The organism is Shewanella sp. MF05956 (assembly GCF_059758055.1).
In genome coordinates, this window is the sequence record NZ_JCAYNV010000011.1 from 120,942 (window position 1) to 138,751 (window position 17,810).

Sequence of the window (17,810 nt, forward strand, 5' to 3'; positions counted from 1 at the left end):
AACTCTATGTGTGAGATCTTATGACAGTTGAAACTTTTACACCGAAACAAACCACCACGCTCGATATTCCAGTCAAAACCCTTGAAGCAAACAGCCCAAGCACCCCAAGCACTGGTAATCGAATCGGGTTTGTTTCCTTGGGCTGTCCAAAAAACCTCGTCGACTCAGAGCGGATCCTCACCCAATTACGTACCGAAGGTTATGACGTAACTAACAGTTATGATGATGCCGACCTCGTTATTGTTAATACCTGTGGCTTTATTGACAGCGCAGTACAAGAATCGTTAGAAACCATCGGCGAAGCATTAGCCGCAAACGGTAAAGTGCTGGTAACAGGCTGTTTAGGCGTTAAGAAAGACGAAATCATTGAGCTGCACCCTAACGTATTAGGCGTAACTGGCCCGCATGCTTATGACGAAGTGCTTAAACAAGTGCACTTGCATGTTGCAAAGCCAAAATACAATCCACTGATGGACTTAGTGCCAGATCACGGCGTCAAACTCACGCCAAAACATTACGCCTATTTGAAAATTTCTGAAGGCTGTAATCACCGTTGTACTTTCTGCATTATCCCTTCAATGCGCGGTGATTTAGACTCTCGCCCTATTGGTGATGTATTAGGTGAAGCCCAACGCTTAGTGAACGCAGGCGTAAAAGAGCTATTAGTCATTTCACAAGACACCTCAGCTTATGGCGTTGATGTAAAACATAAAACGGCATTTTGGGACGGCATGCCAGTCAAAACTCACATGCAGCAGCTTTGTGAAGAATTAGCTAAACAAGGTGTGTGGGTACGCCTGCACTATGTATACCCTTACCCGCATGTGGATGACATTATTCCATTAATGGCGCAAGGCAGCATTTTACCGTATTTAGATATTCCGTTTCAGCATGCTAACAAGCGCATCCTTAAATTGATGAAACGCCCAGGTAGCTCAGACAAGGTGTTAGAACGCATTGCTAAATGGCGCGAGATTTGCCCAGAATTAGTGATTCGTTCAACCTTTATTGTTGGCTTCCCAGGGGAAACCGAAGAAGAATTTGAAGAGCTATTAGACTTTCTAGAAGAAGCACAACTTGATCGCGTAGGTTGTTTTAAATACTCGCCAGTAAAAGGCGCTAAAGCCAACGATTTACCAGACCATGTACCTGATGATGTTATGGAAGACCGATTACAACGCTTTATGGCGGTTCAAGCACAGATCAGTGCCGACAAGCTGCAAGCCCGTATTGGTCAAGAGTATTTAATCTTAATTGATGAAGTGAACACCGAAGGTGCTATTGGTCGCTCATACATGGACGCCCCAGAAATTGACGGTAAAGTGTACTTAACCGACGAGTTTGACGTGCAACCAGGCGACCAAGTTTGGGTACAAATTATTCACGCGGATGAACATGATGTATGGGGCGTTAAAGTCGACGATGATCAAGACGAATAACCTTGATAAATTAGCGTCATAGCGCATTAACCTCATAAAAAAGCCGATATCACTGATATCGGCTTTTTAGCTTTTACACTGGCTTATTTACTGCTTTGGTATCGAATGACATCTTATAATCGATACCCGTTTTAAGCTCAGTTACTGCAACGAGGTTAATCGATGACCTAGTGCACTTTCTGTGTCTGGCGTAAGGATAAAGGTAAAGTTGTTGCTACCGCTAATACTTAGAGATTCAGACTGATACACTAATGTTTGCGTGCCGTTGTCGTCTTCATACACGATGTTAATTTCATAGTCGTCAGAAGGTAACGTTAAGCTCTGTTGTTCAACAAAGTCTAAGTCAGTCAAGGTGTATTCTGCCGTTTCAATGGTTTCTGAGTCACGAACAAAATACACAGTTAAATCATTGTAATCATAAGATAAATTAACAACATCGACTTTATATTCGTATGCGCGTGGGCGTAAGTCTTGAGAGATAACCATGCCTTTAACAGAACTGTCGGCTTTTTGGTAAATCAGTAGCGATTTAACATCATCCTGGTTAAAGGTGACCAATAAATTATCGAATAACTTGGTTTTACTGGTGGCATCTCTCACCGTAATACCATAATCGTTGAACGACGTTGATTGGTAATCTGTTACCGCAAAAGATGCAACATCATATAAATACTGCGTTTCTTGCTTACTGACCACATCAATATCAATGTTTTGCGTTTCAAGTCCGTTAAACACTCGGTAGTCAGCAGTGGCTTCTAACGCTGCATAGTTATCTGGCGTTGTTGTAGAATCAACACTGTCGATGGTGACTTTAATGTCGCCTGCACCAAAACTGTTACGGATCACAAATTTATAAACCGTTTCAGTGGTGAGGTCCATACTGCCAGTGGTGTAAACCACATCTTTAGTACCCGCTGTCGTGAGGTACACAATGTAATCGTCGGTATCAAGAATGGTTGAGTCGGTATACGTGCTATATGCTGCGCTGCCTATCATCACTGCATCGTCAATACTTTGAGTATCAAGTGAGATGTACGCATCAAATGTGCCTTCGTCTGTTGCGACGTTAGCCACTAGTACCTGCATTTTACTGTATTCGTAATCATCATCCGCGTTAAGCTCGTCCATTTCATCGCGGTTGTAGTTTATATCCAGTAATTGTGGGTCAAGGTAATCACCGTATAACACGAATAAGTGATTATCATCAGCCTCTAAACTGACAGTATCACTATATACCGTGACCGTTTGACCATCTTCATCTTGGCCATAAATATCTAAATCTGTGCTCCCCACGCTGTAGCCATAACGAGGCATTGCATCAGCAAAGTCGATGGCTGTGTAAGCGTAATCATCAAGCACTAACGATGTAGAAGTACTGTTAGGTGATGCATTATAATATTGTACATAAGCAACATCGCTGCTACTGCTACTGCTATCAGAGCCACACCCTAAAAGTACAGCTCCAACCGTTGACAACAATATCAATCGGCTTACTTTCTTGTTAAACATAATTACTCCATTAACCGCTTAGCTACATTTTCAGTATTATGACTCTTTGTATGCGTAAACGACTGTCAAGAAAGGTAAAGTAGATATATAAAGCGTCAAGATGGACAATTTTGGTTATAAAAAGACCTCTTATCGGCCGATAAGAGGTCTTTAACGAAAGTATTTACTAAAGCTAATGCATCACAACTCAGCGATTACGCGCTTGGCTGAGGTTATTTGTAACAGATTAGTTACCGGCAATCTTCATTTCACTGAGCAAAATACCACCAGTACGAATAGATGAACGCAAGTCGCGATCTTTACCTATGCCCTGAATGCCTTTAAACATGTCTTTTAAGTTACCAGCGATGGTAATTTCTTCGACTGGGTACATTACTTCACCGTTTTCAACGTAGAAACCCGCTGCGCCGCGAGAATAATCACCCGTAACGCCATTAACGCCCTGGCCCATGACTTCCGTAACAATTAAGCCAGTATTCATGGTTTTAACCAAGTCATCAAATGTTTGATTGGTGTGGCTTAACGTCCAGTTATAAATACCGCCGGCATGGCCAGTATTGGTCATACCGAGTTTACGTGCTGAATAACTGGTTAATAAGTATGTCTCGAGGTTGCCACGATCAATAATGCGGCGATCTTGTGTGGCGACACCTTCACTGTCGTAATTAGCACTGGCCAGGGCTCCAATTAAATGTGGCTGCTCTTCAATACTAAACCAGTCTGGGAATATTTGAGTATTTAAGGCTTCCATTAAGAAGCTCGACTTACGATAAATACTGCTACCACTAATGGCACCGATTAAATGGCCCATTAAACCGGTGGCAATTTCTGGCGCAAACAATACTGGCATTTTTGCCGTGGCAATTTTACGAGCATCTAAGCGGCTTAAGGTTTTATTTGCTGCTTGTAAACCTACCGCTTCAGGTGACAACAAATCATGATATTTACGCGCAACGGTATAGTCGTAGTCACGTTGCATATTGCCGTCTGACTCTTCGCCAATGACAACACAACTTAAGCTGTAACGCGAGCTGCAATACCCGTTTAAAAAACCATGACTGTTACCGTACACTCTGGCGGCAGTATGCGCATTGGCACTCGCACCATCTGAGTTGCGAATGCGGCTGTCTACCGACAAACTCGCGGCTTCTGCACGAATAGCCAATTGCGCTAATTCTTCAGCATCAATATCTTGTGGGTGATATAGCTGTAAATCACGAATGTCTTGTGCCATTAAAGCGGGATCGGCCAAACCACTAAATGGGTCTTCTGAGGTATATTTTGCAATACCATCTGCCGCTCTTACGGCTTCACGGATAGCCTCTGGGCTTAAATCTGAGGTTGAAGAGTTGCCTTTGCGGCCATCACGGTAAATGGTAATCCCTAATGCACCATCTTTATTAAATTCGACCGTTTCGACTTCTTTTTCGCGAGTCGATACCGACAAACCTTGTTGCTTGCTAATAGCGACTTCTGCAGCAGTAGTGCCCAATTGTTTGGCGTACTCTAATGCAACGGCTACGGCATCTTTTAGTGCCGATAATTCAGAATCAATTCTAGGTGTTGGTTCACTGGCGCTAGGCGCTGAAGAAGGATGAGAAGCCACAAATTTACTCTTTAATTAGTCTAATTGTCGCTAGCATATCAAATTAAAAAGGCGATTGATAACCAACCCGTTATCTTGAATAAAATCTGCATATTCAATGCCAAATAAATGCTATCATTAAGGCATATTGACTCGAGGTTTAAGACTATGAAGATTGTTGGCGATTCTGAACTGTTTCAGCAGCCCTATGATAATGATGACAACTATGTCAGCAGAACAGGCGTTAAAAAAGAAAGTGAGGATGCTCAAGCACTTGGCATGCGTCTAGTGGCGCTGAGCAAAACTCAATTAGACAAAATGGGTTTAGATGAATTTCTATATGATGCGATTCTAAAAACAAAATTGATCAAACAAAAAACTGAAGCCTATCGTCGTCATTTACAATATATTGGTAAATTGATGCGCGGATTTGAGCATGAACCTATTGAAGCAGCACTCGATAAAGTGTTGAACAAAAACAATAATGAAGCAGCTCAAATACAGATTTTTGAAAAAATGCGTGAGCGGTTATTAACTAATGGTGACGATGAAGTTCAAAGCTTATTGGACCAATACCCACAATTAGATCGTCAAAAATTACGTCAATTGATCCGCCAAGCTAATAAAGAATTAGCCAAAGGCCCAGAATCAAAGTCGTCAAAAGAGCTGTATAAGTATTTACGCTCTGAAATTAAAGACTAGAATCTGCTCTCAATTTATCTGATTAATCAAATAAGGATGTTACTAATGCGGCTTGAAACAACGATACGTGCACTTTTTCTATCTCTTGCTTCAATGTTGGTATTTACAGGTTGTAACGGTGCCGCTGATGGCACCGATTCAGATACATCAGATGACAGCTACAACGTGTCGGTTAGTTATCAAAATGTGGTCAATGGCCAATGCGATACCAGTACCGACAGTTTAATTTTTGATATTGAAAACAGCTTTTGTGCGGTCGCACAGCTTAAATTGGGTAACGCCAATGTTAGCGGTGCACTCATTGAATTTAGCACCAGTAATGCCACGCTAAGCACAGCGTCTGTATTAACCAACACGAACGGTATCGCCTCAACAATCGTCAGTTCCACCAGCACAGAAGCTGGCACGTTAAGCGTGACCTATACGCCAGATGATGCTGATACCGTCAGTGCCAGCCGTAATTATCAGTTTAAAGAATACACCACTACAGCACCTGTAGAAGCAATCAACTTTACGGTATCGATTAGTGACAGTAGCGGTGTAATAACACGTTTCAATGTTGGTGACACAGTACAGTTAAACGCGCAACTAACCGACAGCAATAACCTCGGTATTGCCAATCAAATAGTGACCTTTAATGCCGGAAGCGCTACGCTAACGCCTACCACGGCACTCACTAAAGCCTCTGGTATCGCGACACTTAACTTCACTCCGACAGATACAGAGTTAGGCGCTAACTTACTCACAGCAACAACAGAATATGACAGCACCACTCTAACCAGCAGCAGCGCCTATGAAGTATTAGCAACAAGTGATGTGCCGACCGATGGCACGATAAAGATCGGCTCGTATGATGCGACCGGTGACTTTGTTGAAAACGTCTTAGGGACAACACTAACCGCAGACGCCGATGGCGAATATACCATTAGTGCTGGCGGGACTTTTGGCGTTACAGCCACCTTAGTGACAGAAGCGATAGATGGCACAATTACTCGTTTACAAAACCCAACCAGCATCAGTTTTAGCTCTGATTGTATGATCACGAGTAATGCTAATCTTGATTCACCTGTGACCAGTATTTCAGGCTCGGCAAGGTCAACGTTTTCAGACTCCAGCTGCAGCGGTAACAGTGAGCACAGCGATACAATCATTGCAACGGCTATCGTCAATGGCACCAGCTTAACGGCAAGTTTACCTTTTACATTAGCCCGTCAAACCTTGTCGAATATTAGTTTTATCTCTGCTGAACCTAACCAAATCCGCATTAAAGGTGCTGGCGGTACGGGCTCAACAGAATCATCTTTAGTCACTTTTTTAGTGAGTAGTGCAAGTGGCCAACCGGCAATACAACAAGAAGTTGATTTTACATTAGACAGCTCAGTCGGTGGTTTGAAATTTATCAACAATGACATTACTGATAGCAGCGTGACTAACTCAGAAGGCTTAGTCAGTGTTCGTGTACAAGCCGGAACAATCCCTACACCTGTTCGGGTGATGGCTTCAACTTCAGATGCCAATCAAACCATCACAACCCAATCAGAACTATTAACTGTCAATACGGGTTTGCCACAGCAATTGGGTTTTAGTATTTCAGCATCGACATCGAACCCTGAGGCTGGCGATTACAATGGCGAAGATGTCACGATTACAGTCTATGCATCAGACAGTTTTGGTAACCCTGCGCCAGATGACACCACGATTAACTTTACTGCAGAAGGTGGCCAAATCGAACCATCTTGTACTGTAGTAAGTGGCACCTGTGCAGTTACCTGGACCTCTGCCTCACCTCGCGTAAGCGATCACCGCATCACCATTTTGGCTTACGCTCTTGGCCACGAGACCTTCTTCGACACCAATGGTAATAATGTATTTGACGATGCTGACGGCGTTGCGGTTAATGGCTGTTTAAGCGGATCGACACTCGTTGCTTGTAGTGGCAACGGTATGGATGTTGAAACCTATAATACTGGCGGTTTTGTTGATTTACCTGATGCCTTTAGAGACGACAATGAGTCTCGTACTTACGACTTAGGTGAGCCGTATTTTAACCTTAAATCTAGTACGTCATATCAAAACGCTGATACTAAATTTAACGGTCCACAATGTGAAGGCAGTTTATGCGACAGCACGGCCATGACAACGTATATCCGTAAAGCGTTAGTGTTGACCATGTCAGGGTCAACGGCCAACTTTACCGTGAGCCAAAATGGTACAGTCATTAATGACTACGATAACGATATTCAAGCAATAGCCAACGGCAGTACCGCGACATTTAAGGTGCAACTCGCTGACAGTGCTAACCAAATCTTACCTGCGGGCACGACCTTAACGGTAACAAGCACATTGGGTGACTTACAATTTGCAGGTTATAGCGTACCGAGTCAAAACTCCGCTGGCGGTACGTCAACATCATTCACCCTGAAAAATGAAGACGCATCGGGTATTGGCCAAGTCACCTTAACGGCTACAACACCAAAAGGTGTCGTTACTACGTTAAGCTTTTTTGTCACCTTATCGTAATTCTGTTCACTTACACTAATCTAAAGCCTGCTGACTCAGCAGGCTTTTTTGTGGTTGGAATTCGTTGATAAGTTGTTACAATAGCGACCGAAATACAGTAAACAGTGTTGTTGCTGTATTTCAATGGTTTTTAAATCAATTCAATTTATAAACAGGGCTAGTTTATTAATACGAGAGACAGGTAAACGTCTTTCGACGCATACTAAGGAACAATAATGCGCAAACTTTATGTAATTTCTACCTTAACTGCAGGCGTGCTTCTTACTGCTTGTGCAGCGAAACCACCTATCGTGGCACAAAATAAAACGGTTGTGGTTAATGATCAAACCATCATCTTTGGTGGCATATACGACAAAGAAAAAAACAAACTGCAACTTATTGCTAATGGCGACGCTATTATGCAAGGTCAATTCCCACCAATGACCCCAACTCAACATCTTAACGCTAAATACAAAGGTATGGCTGTTAAGGGCGATTGCTATTTTGGTTCGGTTCTAGGCGACCAAGGTGGAGCTTTTGGCGTGGTAGCCAGTATTGTGCAATCAGCGAAAAACAGCACTGCTGACAAGTGCGACATCTTTATTGATGGCGAGCAAAAAGAAACACTTTATTTCTAGTCGATAAAATTCACTCAGCACTAGCCCTGCTTGATGTTGCCTAAACGAGATTGCCTAAACGAGGTTACCTAACCGATACTGCACTACTGTGGTGCACATACTTATCCGCTAGGCACCATCACGACTCAATAACACCCTCCTAGATTACTTAACACATTGTTTTAAATATATATTAACAATGGTCTAATCTTTGCTGTATTAACTATTAACCCGCTAAACAGTTATCAAATCAGGTTAGTGGTCAATTTGAGTTAAGTGACAATGTCAGTTATGGATAATCCCGCCAATGATTGTCATCTTTGTCATTTACCCTATGAAAAGTCATTATAGTTGTTGAGAATTGAATGCTGCCTTTACACACTTCTATGCGCGGTTTACGGTGTTTTTGCGTTGCTGCTGAATGCTTAAGCTTTAAAGAAACCGCTAAAAAGCTGTATTTAACGCCTTCTGCGGTAAGTCATCAAATTAAGCAGCTAGAAGAAACATTAAACCAAAGTTTGTTTATCCGCCAAACACGCTCAATAGCATTAACCGAAGTCGGGGCACGCTTTTATCAAGCCATCGAACCTGTAATGCAACAACTGGTCAATACCGTTAGCGAGTTTAATCAGTCTGACCGAATGCTTGAAGTGAGCATTTCCATGCCTGAATTTTTTGCCAGTGAATTGTTTATGCCAAAACTCATTGGTTGGTCATCGAAATACCCTAATATCAATCTAAAACTTGAAACCATTAAGTCGCGCAGTGATGTCATTAAGCATACTGATGTGTCGATTATGCTGTCTGGCAAGCAACAACCGAGTGAAGATGTTTACGATTTATTTCCCATCACGTATATCCCAGCCTGTAACCCACAACTTCACAGCGAACTGCATTTTCAAGGCTTTAAAGCACTGACAACAGTGCCGTTAATACTGCATAAAGCCAGACCTTACGCCTGGCATCAATGGGCTGAGAATGTCGGTTTTGAGCAATTTAAACCAAAACAAATTATACAATTAGACAGTATGTTCAGCGTCGCACGCGCCGCAGAGCAAGGACTAGGTGTAGCTTTAATTCCACTGCCTATTAGCCAAGCCTGGTTTGATAACAACACCCTTATTCCACTATTCTCTCACCCACTTTACAGCCATGACCGCTACTACCTTACCCGCCATACAAATGAGCAACAGCGCCCCGAAGTAAAACTGCTTATCGATTGGATCCTTAAAAGCTTTCATGACGAAAGTCATTAATAATTAGAGTGATAACGACTTTATTAAACTGTTTATTATCGCTTCAATAGCTGTTCAGCGTATTGTCTAACGTCGTCTGGCACCATATCTTCTGTGAAAGAACAAATATCTGGCCGAAGAAAGTCCAACATTAATGTGCCACGATATTGAACAGAATCATTCCAAGCCTCATGTTCAGCCGTATCATCAAATATTAAACATTTACCATCTTCCCAATAACGGGTTTCGCTGGCAACACGAAGCCTACATTCAGGTGGCACCACTAATCCAAGATGTAAACGATATACACTATTGGCCCAGCCGACATGTGGTGTTATGTGTGTATGGGGGGCTAGTAGCGAAAAACCAGCAAGAGAAATGCCGCCGATGTTTTCAAGGAGTTTTGCTGTTTGAGGACATTTAACACATGCATCTTCAACACGATTCCCAAGCGCATACAAACCGAAGACACTCCAGCCTTGACCATGCATTTGTTGTTGAACCCATGGATCAAACGAGTCCTTTGGCAGTGCAAGAAATTCATCCCGAATTATTTCCCAATTAGCTTCAAGCTCTTTCACAAAAGAAAATTTAGAGGCTTCAATAAACATTATCATTAATCCTAAATATACTATTAGCATTATCAGCCACATTCAGGCTGAAAATCAGTGATTATTGCCAATAGTTTCTGGCTGCCTTTGATTAAGTATTAGTGATAATCCTACATGCTCTATCTTATTGATGTAAAGACATTAAAATTTTAACAAAGCAAATTTCTATAAGTAAAAATAGACTTTAATTATGTTAATTTGGCTTACAAACTATCAGTATTAAACTCCTTGATACCGTTGAAGAGGGTTTATAAAAGGATGTGTAAGTTGTTAAGGTTTCAGGTTCAGTCAAAATTGTGGAGGTTAAATAAAATCGTTTGATGGCCATGTCATGAAACACACAACATTAATTGCCGCTGGCGAGTAATTAAACAAAACTATCAAACCACCATAAGTGAGTTTTTTTAACCCATTAATGCGTTTTTTATCGTTTGTCGCCTATGTGTCTTTTCACTAAAGTTCAGTTGTAGCACGGCGCTACACAAACCTCACACGGAGCGACATCATGAACAAGAACATCATTAATGGTCTAATTAGTGCCACATTACTATTAACCGCATCTGCCAGTGTAATGGCTAATACTCAAGGTCAAAACATGAGTAGTACAGCATACAAAATGGTACTTGTTGAAGACGTACCAGGCGTGAGCGCATTGCAAGCGGGTAATATTGAAGAAGGGTTAACAGCGACGCTATCTGCCAGCAAATATACCGTAGACGACTATTCTCGTAATGTGAACTTATGTGCCGGTTACGTGCAAATGTCGGACATGGAAAAAGCGGAAAAAGCGTGCAGTGCTGCGGTAAAAAGCGCGCGTTCTTTAGTGGCCATTCCCTCGATGTCTGTGCGTGCTTATGCTTACAACAACCGTGGTGTAATGAAGTTAATGAACAATGATAATTTAGGGGCATTAGCTGACTTTAAACGCGCAGCTAAAGTCGATAGCAGCAGTATTTATAAGCATAACCTTGAGCGTTTAGAGGCGACATTAAACACAGTACAAACAGGTATGTTGTAATTGGAGAGCGACCAAATAACCGCGACGGTTAACGCCAATCAGTTAATACTCATGAGTGTAACAACATCATATCTAGCTGAGTGTGATGCGATAGACAGGTCAATCACTTGATACCTGTCTATTTTAATTCTCTTAAGCATACCACTACACTTTATTGTTTATGACGCTAGCTTGCTTTTGTTTTTGTGCAACTGCAAAGACGGCAATCACCACAAACACCGCAAATAAGCCCCACAATTGTAGCCATTTTGGCAATATCGCTAACCACCCAGCGCCTAATTGATTTAACTCTAGCATGCCCATAATGGCTGGCACGGCAGGAATAACTTGAGATACTAATACTAATGGTTCTGGAATTAATGCTATAGGCCACACAAACCCAGACACAAATAGCACCGGCATCGACATGAGTAAGTACAACTGAGTGGGTAAATCTCGCCTCATAAACAGACTACTCAACACAATCCCTAGGGCGCCTGTGGCTAACAGAAACGGCAGCATAAATAAGCCCACTTCAATAATGGTTGCCGCAACACTGACTTGATACCAATAAAAGCAGTAACCCAAATAAAAACTGCTAAACACACTATAAATCAGTAAAAATACACTTAAACGCGCCAACACTAACTGAGTAGGACGCACTTGCTGCCAGTAGCCTTTTTTACGCCACTGGCCTGCGCCTAAAATGCCAGTGCCAATTAATAATGTTTGGTGCAATATAAGTAAAAAGAGCCCCGGCACCACATAAGGGGTGTAACCCAAGCTAGGGTTAAATGCCGGCACAGCGTTAATATTAATAGAGTTAACGCTTTGCTGCGCCAGTTGCGGGTTTTGCCCACGCGACAGCAAACCAATGAGCTGCACGACTTTACTGGCATCCATACCTGCTGCGACTAACCCTTCTGCCACGGCGGAGTAAATCAAAAAGTAACTGGCATCGCCGCCATAACTTAACGTTGCGCCCTTTCCTAACAATAAGTCTCGTCTAAAATTAGCTGGGATCACTAACAAACCGTGGGCTTTCCCTTCACTAATCCAGGTTTTAGCTTCATCAATACTGCCCAAATTAGCCACAACATGAATTTTGGCACTGGCATCGGCATGACGTGTTACCAACCGGCTCAGCGATGAATTATCATGATCGATAACAACCACTTGTTGTTCTGTAGGCACTTGTTGCAAATAAGGTAATGGATACAACACTGAATAAAATAACACACCACCAAACAAGGTCACCACAATGGCTTTGTCGGCTAAAATACCCTTAAATTCAGCAAGCATTATTTGCCAGAAGTTCATTGGATCACCTCCTGACCTGCGGTGATGGTAGCCGACTCGGTGCGTGGTACTTGTTTGGCTTTATGTGCTAATAACACAATGATTGGCAACAATAATAAAAAGCCCCAATACGAACTGATTTGCGCTAACACTTGGGGTAATTGCGCGCCATAACTGATCACACTTACATGCGAGTCAATATAATGGCTCGATGGCATCACTAAACGCCACCACTGGGCAAGCACAGGCATATCATTGACTGGAAAAGTAATCCCCATAAATGCAAAGGCGGGGGCAAATAATGCAGTGCAAAAACTCACGGTGCGCGCACCGTCTCGCATCGCCATAAATATCACTAATACCAATAACCACAACGCTAATAGCATAGCCGACTGTGCCAGCATTAAATCAACCAAAGCACCTGCTGCTGGCAAACCTAAGTAGTGATATAGCCACAATAAAATAAACCCACCATGCAACAACATTATCGGGCTGTAAAACAAGACTTTAGTGGCGATAAGCGACCCAATATTGCTCGGTAAGTAATAGCGGTCTTGATGCAGAATAAGCTCTTTATTTAAGCTATTAATAAACACCAACATCGATAACAATTGCCATAATGCAATCAAAATGGGCGGCACTAAAAAGCCGACATAATTGTTATTACGATTAAATAATGCGGTGGTTTGATTGGTAATGGGGCTCAAACTAACATCGACGGTGGCTTTGTTAGCGCCATTAAGTAGCAAGCGCTGCTGGCCTATTTGGGTCAGTCCTTCTGCCAAGCTCAACTGTAACTGGCTCGACAGCAATTTACCCACCAGCAAAAACTGACTGTTGTAGCGAATATCAATGGTGGGCTGTTGACCCGTCAGCAGATCTTTTTTCAGCTGATAAGGCAATACGACCATGGCGTACACTTTAGCTTGGCGCATGGCATCTATCGCTTGCGCCTCATTAGCAAACGACTGCGGGGCAATGACAGAATTGGCCGCAAGCTGCCGACTCAACATTCGGCTTATTTGGCTGTTGTCGAGATCCACTAACGCCACAGGCAGTTGGCGTGGCAAGCCAGCACTAAACAGCCACCATAGAGCCAGCACACCAATAAGCGGAATATAGCTCATCAGTGCTAGCTGCCATGGTGAGTGCCACAGGCTTTTAAGTTCTCGCTTAATTAACTGTCTCATCATTAAGCCTTGTGATGCGACTTATTGGTCAAGTTTGTCGATACGAAATAATACCGACATGCCGACGCGCAAATCAGTTATTGGCTGCTTTGGCGTTAACTCCACTTCAAAGGTACGCATATCAAAATCGTGGCCGCTTTCGGTTGAGCGCCACGTTGCAAAGTTGCCCATTACGCTAATGTGCGACACCACAAATTCAACCTGTTGTTGCAGTGCTGGGATGTCTAAGGTTAAGGTTTGGTCTTGCTTAAATTGGCTCAACTGATCTTCACGCACTTGCATTACTGCCCAAGCATCATTCATATCGATAATGCTCACCACCGGAAAACCACTCGGCGCAAGCTCACCTGCTTGCAATAATACGTCACTCACCTCAGCTTTTTTAGGTGAACGCATTTGGCTGTCGGCTAAAATGGCGTTCACTTCTTTTACCGCACCTTCAGCCATACGAGTTTGCCCAGCGGCAGCGGCTTTGGTTTCACTGCGCGCGCCCTCTTGTGCCATTTGATACATAGCATAAGCGGCTTTCTCAGTATATTTAGCAGCTTGCCATTGAGTGTAGGCTTCATCACGCTTTTGCCTGGCGACTACGCCTTCATCAAATAAATTTTCAACCCGTTGATAGGTTTTAACTCGTAACTCAGTGGCCGCTTTTGCTTTGCGCCATTGCTCTTGTGCGGCAGTGACTTCTTGTTGTCTTGCACCGTTATCCGCTTGTTGCTGCATCGCAGTTGCCGCGTCTAAGCCACCTTGAGCTTGCATTAATTTAGCATCTAACTCTGGGCTACTAATGGCAAATAAAATATCACCTTGAGCAACCATGTCACCTTTACGCACTAGGACTTGTTCAACACGTCCAGGTACCTTAGATGAGATATTATATTCACGAGCTTCTATTTGCCCTTGCAGCACCAATGGTTTGGGCGTAAATGCCAGCATGATGCCGTAACCCAGTAATAACAATAACAGCACCAATGCGAATACTGCGATCACTCTGTTAGTCCGCATGTGAAGCTCCCTGAATTTGAGTTCGATTAACATATTCATCTACTTGGCCGCTCACGGCCATGACTTTGGCATAGGCTTGCATATAGCGATACTTTGCCCCTAACTGCTTGGTTTTTACTGCCGTTAAGCTCAGCTCAGCATCGACACGGTCAATTGAGGTGGATAGCCCTTGATTAAAGGCTAATTCGCGTAAGCGTAGGTTTTCAGTGGCAAGTGCGAGTGAGCTGTCGAGTGCATCAACCTCTTCTTTGGCTTGCAGCATTTGCCGATAGCTTTGGTCTATCAATAAGCTTAAATCTTGTCGAGTTTGCGCCTTGGTATATCGCGCTTGCAGTAATGCACTTTTCGCTGCAAGCACTTTACCACTGCGACCGTCACGGCTAATAAGCGGAATACTCACACCGACGCCGACCATCCAGTCTGGTTCCACTTGAGAAAATAAGCTGTCATCTTCATATAAGGTGTAATTCCCATATAAATACACCGTTGGAAAATAGCTGCCTTTTTCTAAATCGACCAATCCATTGGCTTGCGCTTCTTTAGCCTCAAGCAGTTTTAACGCAGGATGTTGGGTTAAGGTTAGCTGGCTTAAGCGCGATAAGGACGGTTGCTGCTCAAGCATAAATAACGCGGTCGTTGGATTAACCGCTGGCACGTGTAGCATTCTCGCTAATGCGATTTCGGCCATTTCATATTGGCGCTTCGCCTTACCCCAATCGACTTTGGCATTTTCGAGTGCGACTTGCGCATTAAGGCGCTCGACTTTGGCTATCTGCCCTTGTTGCTCAAGCTTTTCAGCATGTGACACATGTAAACTTAACGAGTCCACCAGCTGTTTTTGCGTATCGGCCAACGTTTGCGTTACCGACACAGCATAATAACGGTCAACTAATTGTAAAAATAACTCTCGGCTGGCTAATGCAAACTCTTGTTCTGTCTCAGAGACTTGCGCTGCATGAATCCCTTGTGCCGCGGTAATTTTACCGCCAGTATAAATCGGCCACATGGCTTGCAAGCTAGCACGAAACACATCTTGTTCAGTAAATGGCGTGACATACATTGAGCTAGGGATAGTGGCTAACACTTCGGTAATCGCGCTAGGTAATGAGCTGACATCAAGCGAGGCAAGTGGGTTTAAATCTTGTAAATCTAATTCGATAGGTTTTTCTAAGCGCGTATAGCTGCCAGCAATATTGAGTGACGGGTAGTTTAATGCATCACCGGCACTTTCTTCCGCTTTGGCTCTGTTAACATGTTGATTTTTAGCCTGCAGTTGATCGCTCACTTGCAATAGCTGCTGCCACGCTTGTACAAAGCTCACGGTTTCAGCATTAGCCAACCCGGTAAAGGCTAACGCACTAAAACATAGCGCAATACAACCCCCCATACGTGCAGGGCGCAGTATGCATTGCCTAATCACATTCATTAAAATCATAATCACCTCTAGAGCTTATGCTCTATTTTCTTAATGAATTATACCCTGTCTCTACATTGGTTATCTGTCAATCATTGAGATCCACTGCACAGGTAAGCAATACAGTTAACCTTAGAGAACAAATCGTTTCAATACATAAACGAGCTTAATCGACTGTAGCACTCAGCATTAAGCTCATTCACTAACGTTTGTTACGCTGTACCGCCTACGGTTAAACGATCAATTTTTAATGTCGGTTGGCCCACACCTACTGGAACACTTTGGCCATCTTTACCACACACGCCCACGCCTTTATCTAACGTTAAATCATTACCCACCATTGAGATTAACCCCATGGCTTCTGGGCCGTTACCAATTAAGGTTGCACCTTTAATGGCTTGCGTCACTTCACCGTTCTCAATTAGATACGCTTCAGAGGCAGAGAATACAAACTTACCCGAGGTAATATCCACTTGTCCTCCACCAAAGTTGGGTGCGTAAATACCTTTTTTAACCGACTTGATGATGTCGGCAGGGTTAGACTCACCCGCATTCATGTAAGTGTTAGTCATTCGTGGCATGGGTAAATGCGCGTAAGATTCGCGGCGTCCGTTGCCTGTTGGCGCTTGGCCCATTAGACGTGCATTGAGCTTGTCTTGCATGTAACCTTTTAAAATACCGTTTTCGATTAAGGTGGTCTTTTGGCTTGGCACACCTTCGTCATCAATACTTAACGAACCACGGCGATTTTCCATCGTGCCATCGTCGACGACTGTCACTAATGTTGATGCCACTTGCTGGCCCATTTTGCCGCTAAATGCACTGCTGCCTTTACGGTTAAAATCACCTTCTAAACCATGGCCTACCGCTTCATGCAATAACACGCCAGGCCAGCCATTACCGAGCACGACGGGCATTTCGCCAGCTGGTGCATCAATAGCATGAACATTAACCTGAGCTTGGCGCACCGCTTCACGAGCAAATTCAAAACTAAGGGGTAAACCAGCCTCGTCAGTGGCTAAAAATACACTGTAGTCATGACGACCACCGCCACCAGCGCTGCCACGCTCACGCTTGCCGTTGTCTTCTAAAATAACGCTGCAATTAAAACGCACTAATGGACGAATGTCGGCGGCTAATGTCCCGTCGCTAGCGGCAATTAATATCTCTTCATGCACACCAGATAAACTGACCACAACTTGAATAATACGGCTGTCGAGGCTGCGAATATAAGCATCGGCTTGCTTGAGCAAATCGATTTTCTTCACTTCGTCCATCGCAGCTATCGGGTCGGCGCTGTCATACAGTTTATGAGCCGTTTGGCGAGTAAATGCTTTTACTTTATGCTGTTCACCCGCGCTAGCTATACCACGCGCGGCTTTTGCTGCGGCATCTAATGCTGCTGGGGTAATTTCATCGGCATAAGCAAAACCCGTTTTTTCACCGGTAATAGCACGCACCCCCACACCACGCTCAATGTGGAAACTGCCTTCTTTTATAATGCCATCCTCTAATACCCAAGACTCATGACGACAAGCTTGAAAATACAGATCTGAAAAATCAACATTGTGTTGATGAATGGTATTTAAGTAACCCTGCAGTCCATCTAAGGTTAATCCATCTTGCAATAAGCTTTGCTCTACTTGGGTTAAAAATGGCATTCAAATTCTCTTTTATTAATAGCTAACGCGTAGTGCGAATGAGG

General features: G+C 43.4%; 14 protein-coding genes. 6 read left to right on the plus strand and 8 right to left on the minus strand.

Annotation, left to right across the window (positions count from 1 at the left end):
- Positions 1-20: 20 nt before the first annotated feature.
- Complete coding sequence (gene rimO, locus AC19MX_RS13560; protein WP_432400899.1) at positions 21-1,439, plus strand: 30S ribosomal protein S12 methylthiotransferase RimO; 1,419 nt, start codon at positions 21-23, stop codon at positions 1,437-1,439.
- A 141-nt stretch (positions 1,440-1,580) separates the two neighbouring features.
- Here the strand turns inward: rimO and AC19MX_RS13565 are convergent, their stop codons facing one another.
- On the minus strand, positions 1,581-2,948 hold the full coding sequence (locus tag AC19MX_RS13565; RefSeq protein WP_432400897.1) for a hypothetical protein: 1,368 nt from the start codon (positions 2,946-2,948) through the stop codon (positions 1,581-1,583).
- Between the two features lie 226 nt (positions 2,949-3,174).
- Positions 3,175-4,554, minus strand: a complete 1,380-nt coding sequence (pmbA, locus tag AC19MX_RS13570) for a metalloprotease PmbA (protein ID WP_432400895.1) — start codon at positions 4,552-4,554, stop codon at positions 3,175-3,177.
- 147 nt (positions 4,555-4,701) lie between these two features.
- Here pmbA and yjgA point away from each other — a divergent pair, with 147 nt between their 5' ends.
- From yjgA to AC19MX_RS13590, 4 genes are all read left to right on the plus strand, one after another.
- Positions 4,702-5,235: a ribosome biogenesis factor YjgA gene (gene yjgA, locus AC19MX_RS13575; RefSeq protein ID WP_432400893.1), complete on the plus strand. Its 534-nt coding sequence runs from the start codon at positions 4,702-4,704 to the stop codon at positions 5,233-5,235.
- A 45-nt stretch (positions 5,236-5,280) separates the two neighbouring features.
- Positions 5,281-7,755, plus strand: a complete 2,475-nt coding sequence (locus AC19MX_RS13580) for a hypothetical protein (protein WP_498298734.1) — start codon at positions 5,281-5,283, stop codon at positions 7,753-7,755.
- 215 nt (positions 7,756-7,970) lie between these two features.
- A complete protein-coding gene (locus AC19MX_RS13585; RefSeq protein WP_432400889.1) occupies positions 7,971-8,372 on the plus strand; it encodes a hypothetical protein in 402 nt (133 codons plus the stop codon).
- Positions 8,373-8,716: 344 nt separating this feature from the next.
- Entirely contained in the window at positions 8,717-9,607 is an 891-nt protein-coding gene (locus AC19MX_RS13590; protein WP_498298736.1) for a LysR substrate-binding domain-containing protein, read from the plus strand.
- A 35-nt stretch (positions 9,608-9,642) separates the two neighbouring features.
- Here AC19MX_RS13590 and AC19MX_RS13595 read toward each other — a convergent pair whose 3' ends face one another.
- Complete coding sequence (locus tag AC19MX_RS13595) at positions 9,643-10,197, minus strand: aspartyl/asparaginyl beta-hydroxylase domain-containing protein (RefSeq protein ID WP_498298738.1); 555 nt, start codon at positions 10,195-10,197, stop codon at positions 9,643-9,645.
- Between the two features lie 505 nt (positions 10,198-10,702).
- Between AC19MX_RS13595 and AC19MX_RS13600 the strand changes: the two genes are divergently transcribed.
- A complete protein-coding gene (locus AC19MX_RS13600) occupies positions 10,703-11,215 on the plus strand; it encodes a tetratricopeptide repeat protein (protein WP_498298740.1) in 513 nt (170 codons plus the stop codon).
- 144 nt (positions 11,216-11,359) lie between these two features.
- On the opposite strand, the gene AC19MX_RS13605 is transcribed toward AC19MX_RS13600, so the two are convergent.
- The 5 genes from AC19MX_RS13605 to tldD all read right to left on the minus strand — a co-directional run bounded on the left by AC19MX_RS13605 (position 11,360) and on the right by tldD (position 17,766).
- Positions 11,360-12,514, minus strand: a complete 1,155-nt coding sequence (locus AC19MX_RS13605) for an ABC transporter permease (protein WP_498298742.1) — start codon at positions 12,512-12,514, stop codon at positions 11,360-11,362.
- The gene (locus tag AC19MX_RS13610) at positions 12,511-13,683 is read right to left on the minus strand and encodes an ABC transporter permease (protein WP_498298822.1); all 1,173 of its coding nucleotides are present in this window, start codon (positions 13,681-13,683) and stop codon (positions 12,511-12,513) included. Before AC19MX_RS13610 ends, AC19MX_RS13605 begins: the two co-directional genes overlap by 4 nt.
- Before the next feature lie 21 nt (positions 13,684-13,704).
- A complete protein-coding gene (locus tag AC19MX_RS13615) occupies positions 13,705-14,691 on the minus strand; it encodes an HlyD family secretion protein (protein WP_498298744.1) in 987 nt (328 codons plus the stop codon).
- Positions 14,681-16,078, minus strand: coding sequence for a TolC family protein (locus tag AC19MX_RS13620; protein ID WP_498298824.1), 1,398 nt, complete (start codon positions 16,076-16,078; stop codon positions 14,681-14,683). The genes AC19MX_RS13615 and AC19MX_RS13620 overlap by 11 nt, the downstream gene beginning before the upstream one ends.
- 239 nt (positions 16,079-16,317) lie before the next feature.
- Positions 16,318-17,766, minus strand: a complete 1,449-nt coding sequence (gene tldD / locus AC19MX_RS13625) for a metalloprotease TldD (RefSeq protein WP_498298746.1) — start codon at positions 17,764-17,766, stop codon at positions 16,318-16,320.
- Between the last annotated feature and the right edge of the window lie 44 nt (positions 17,767-17,810).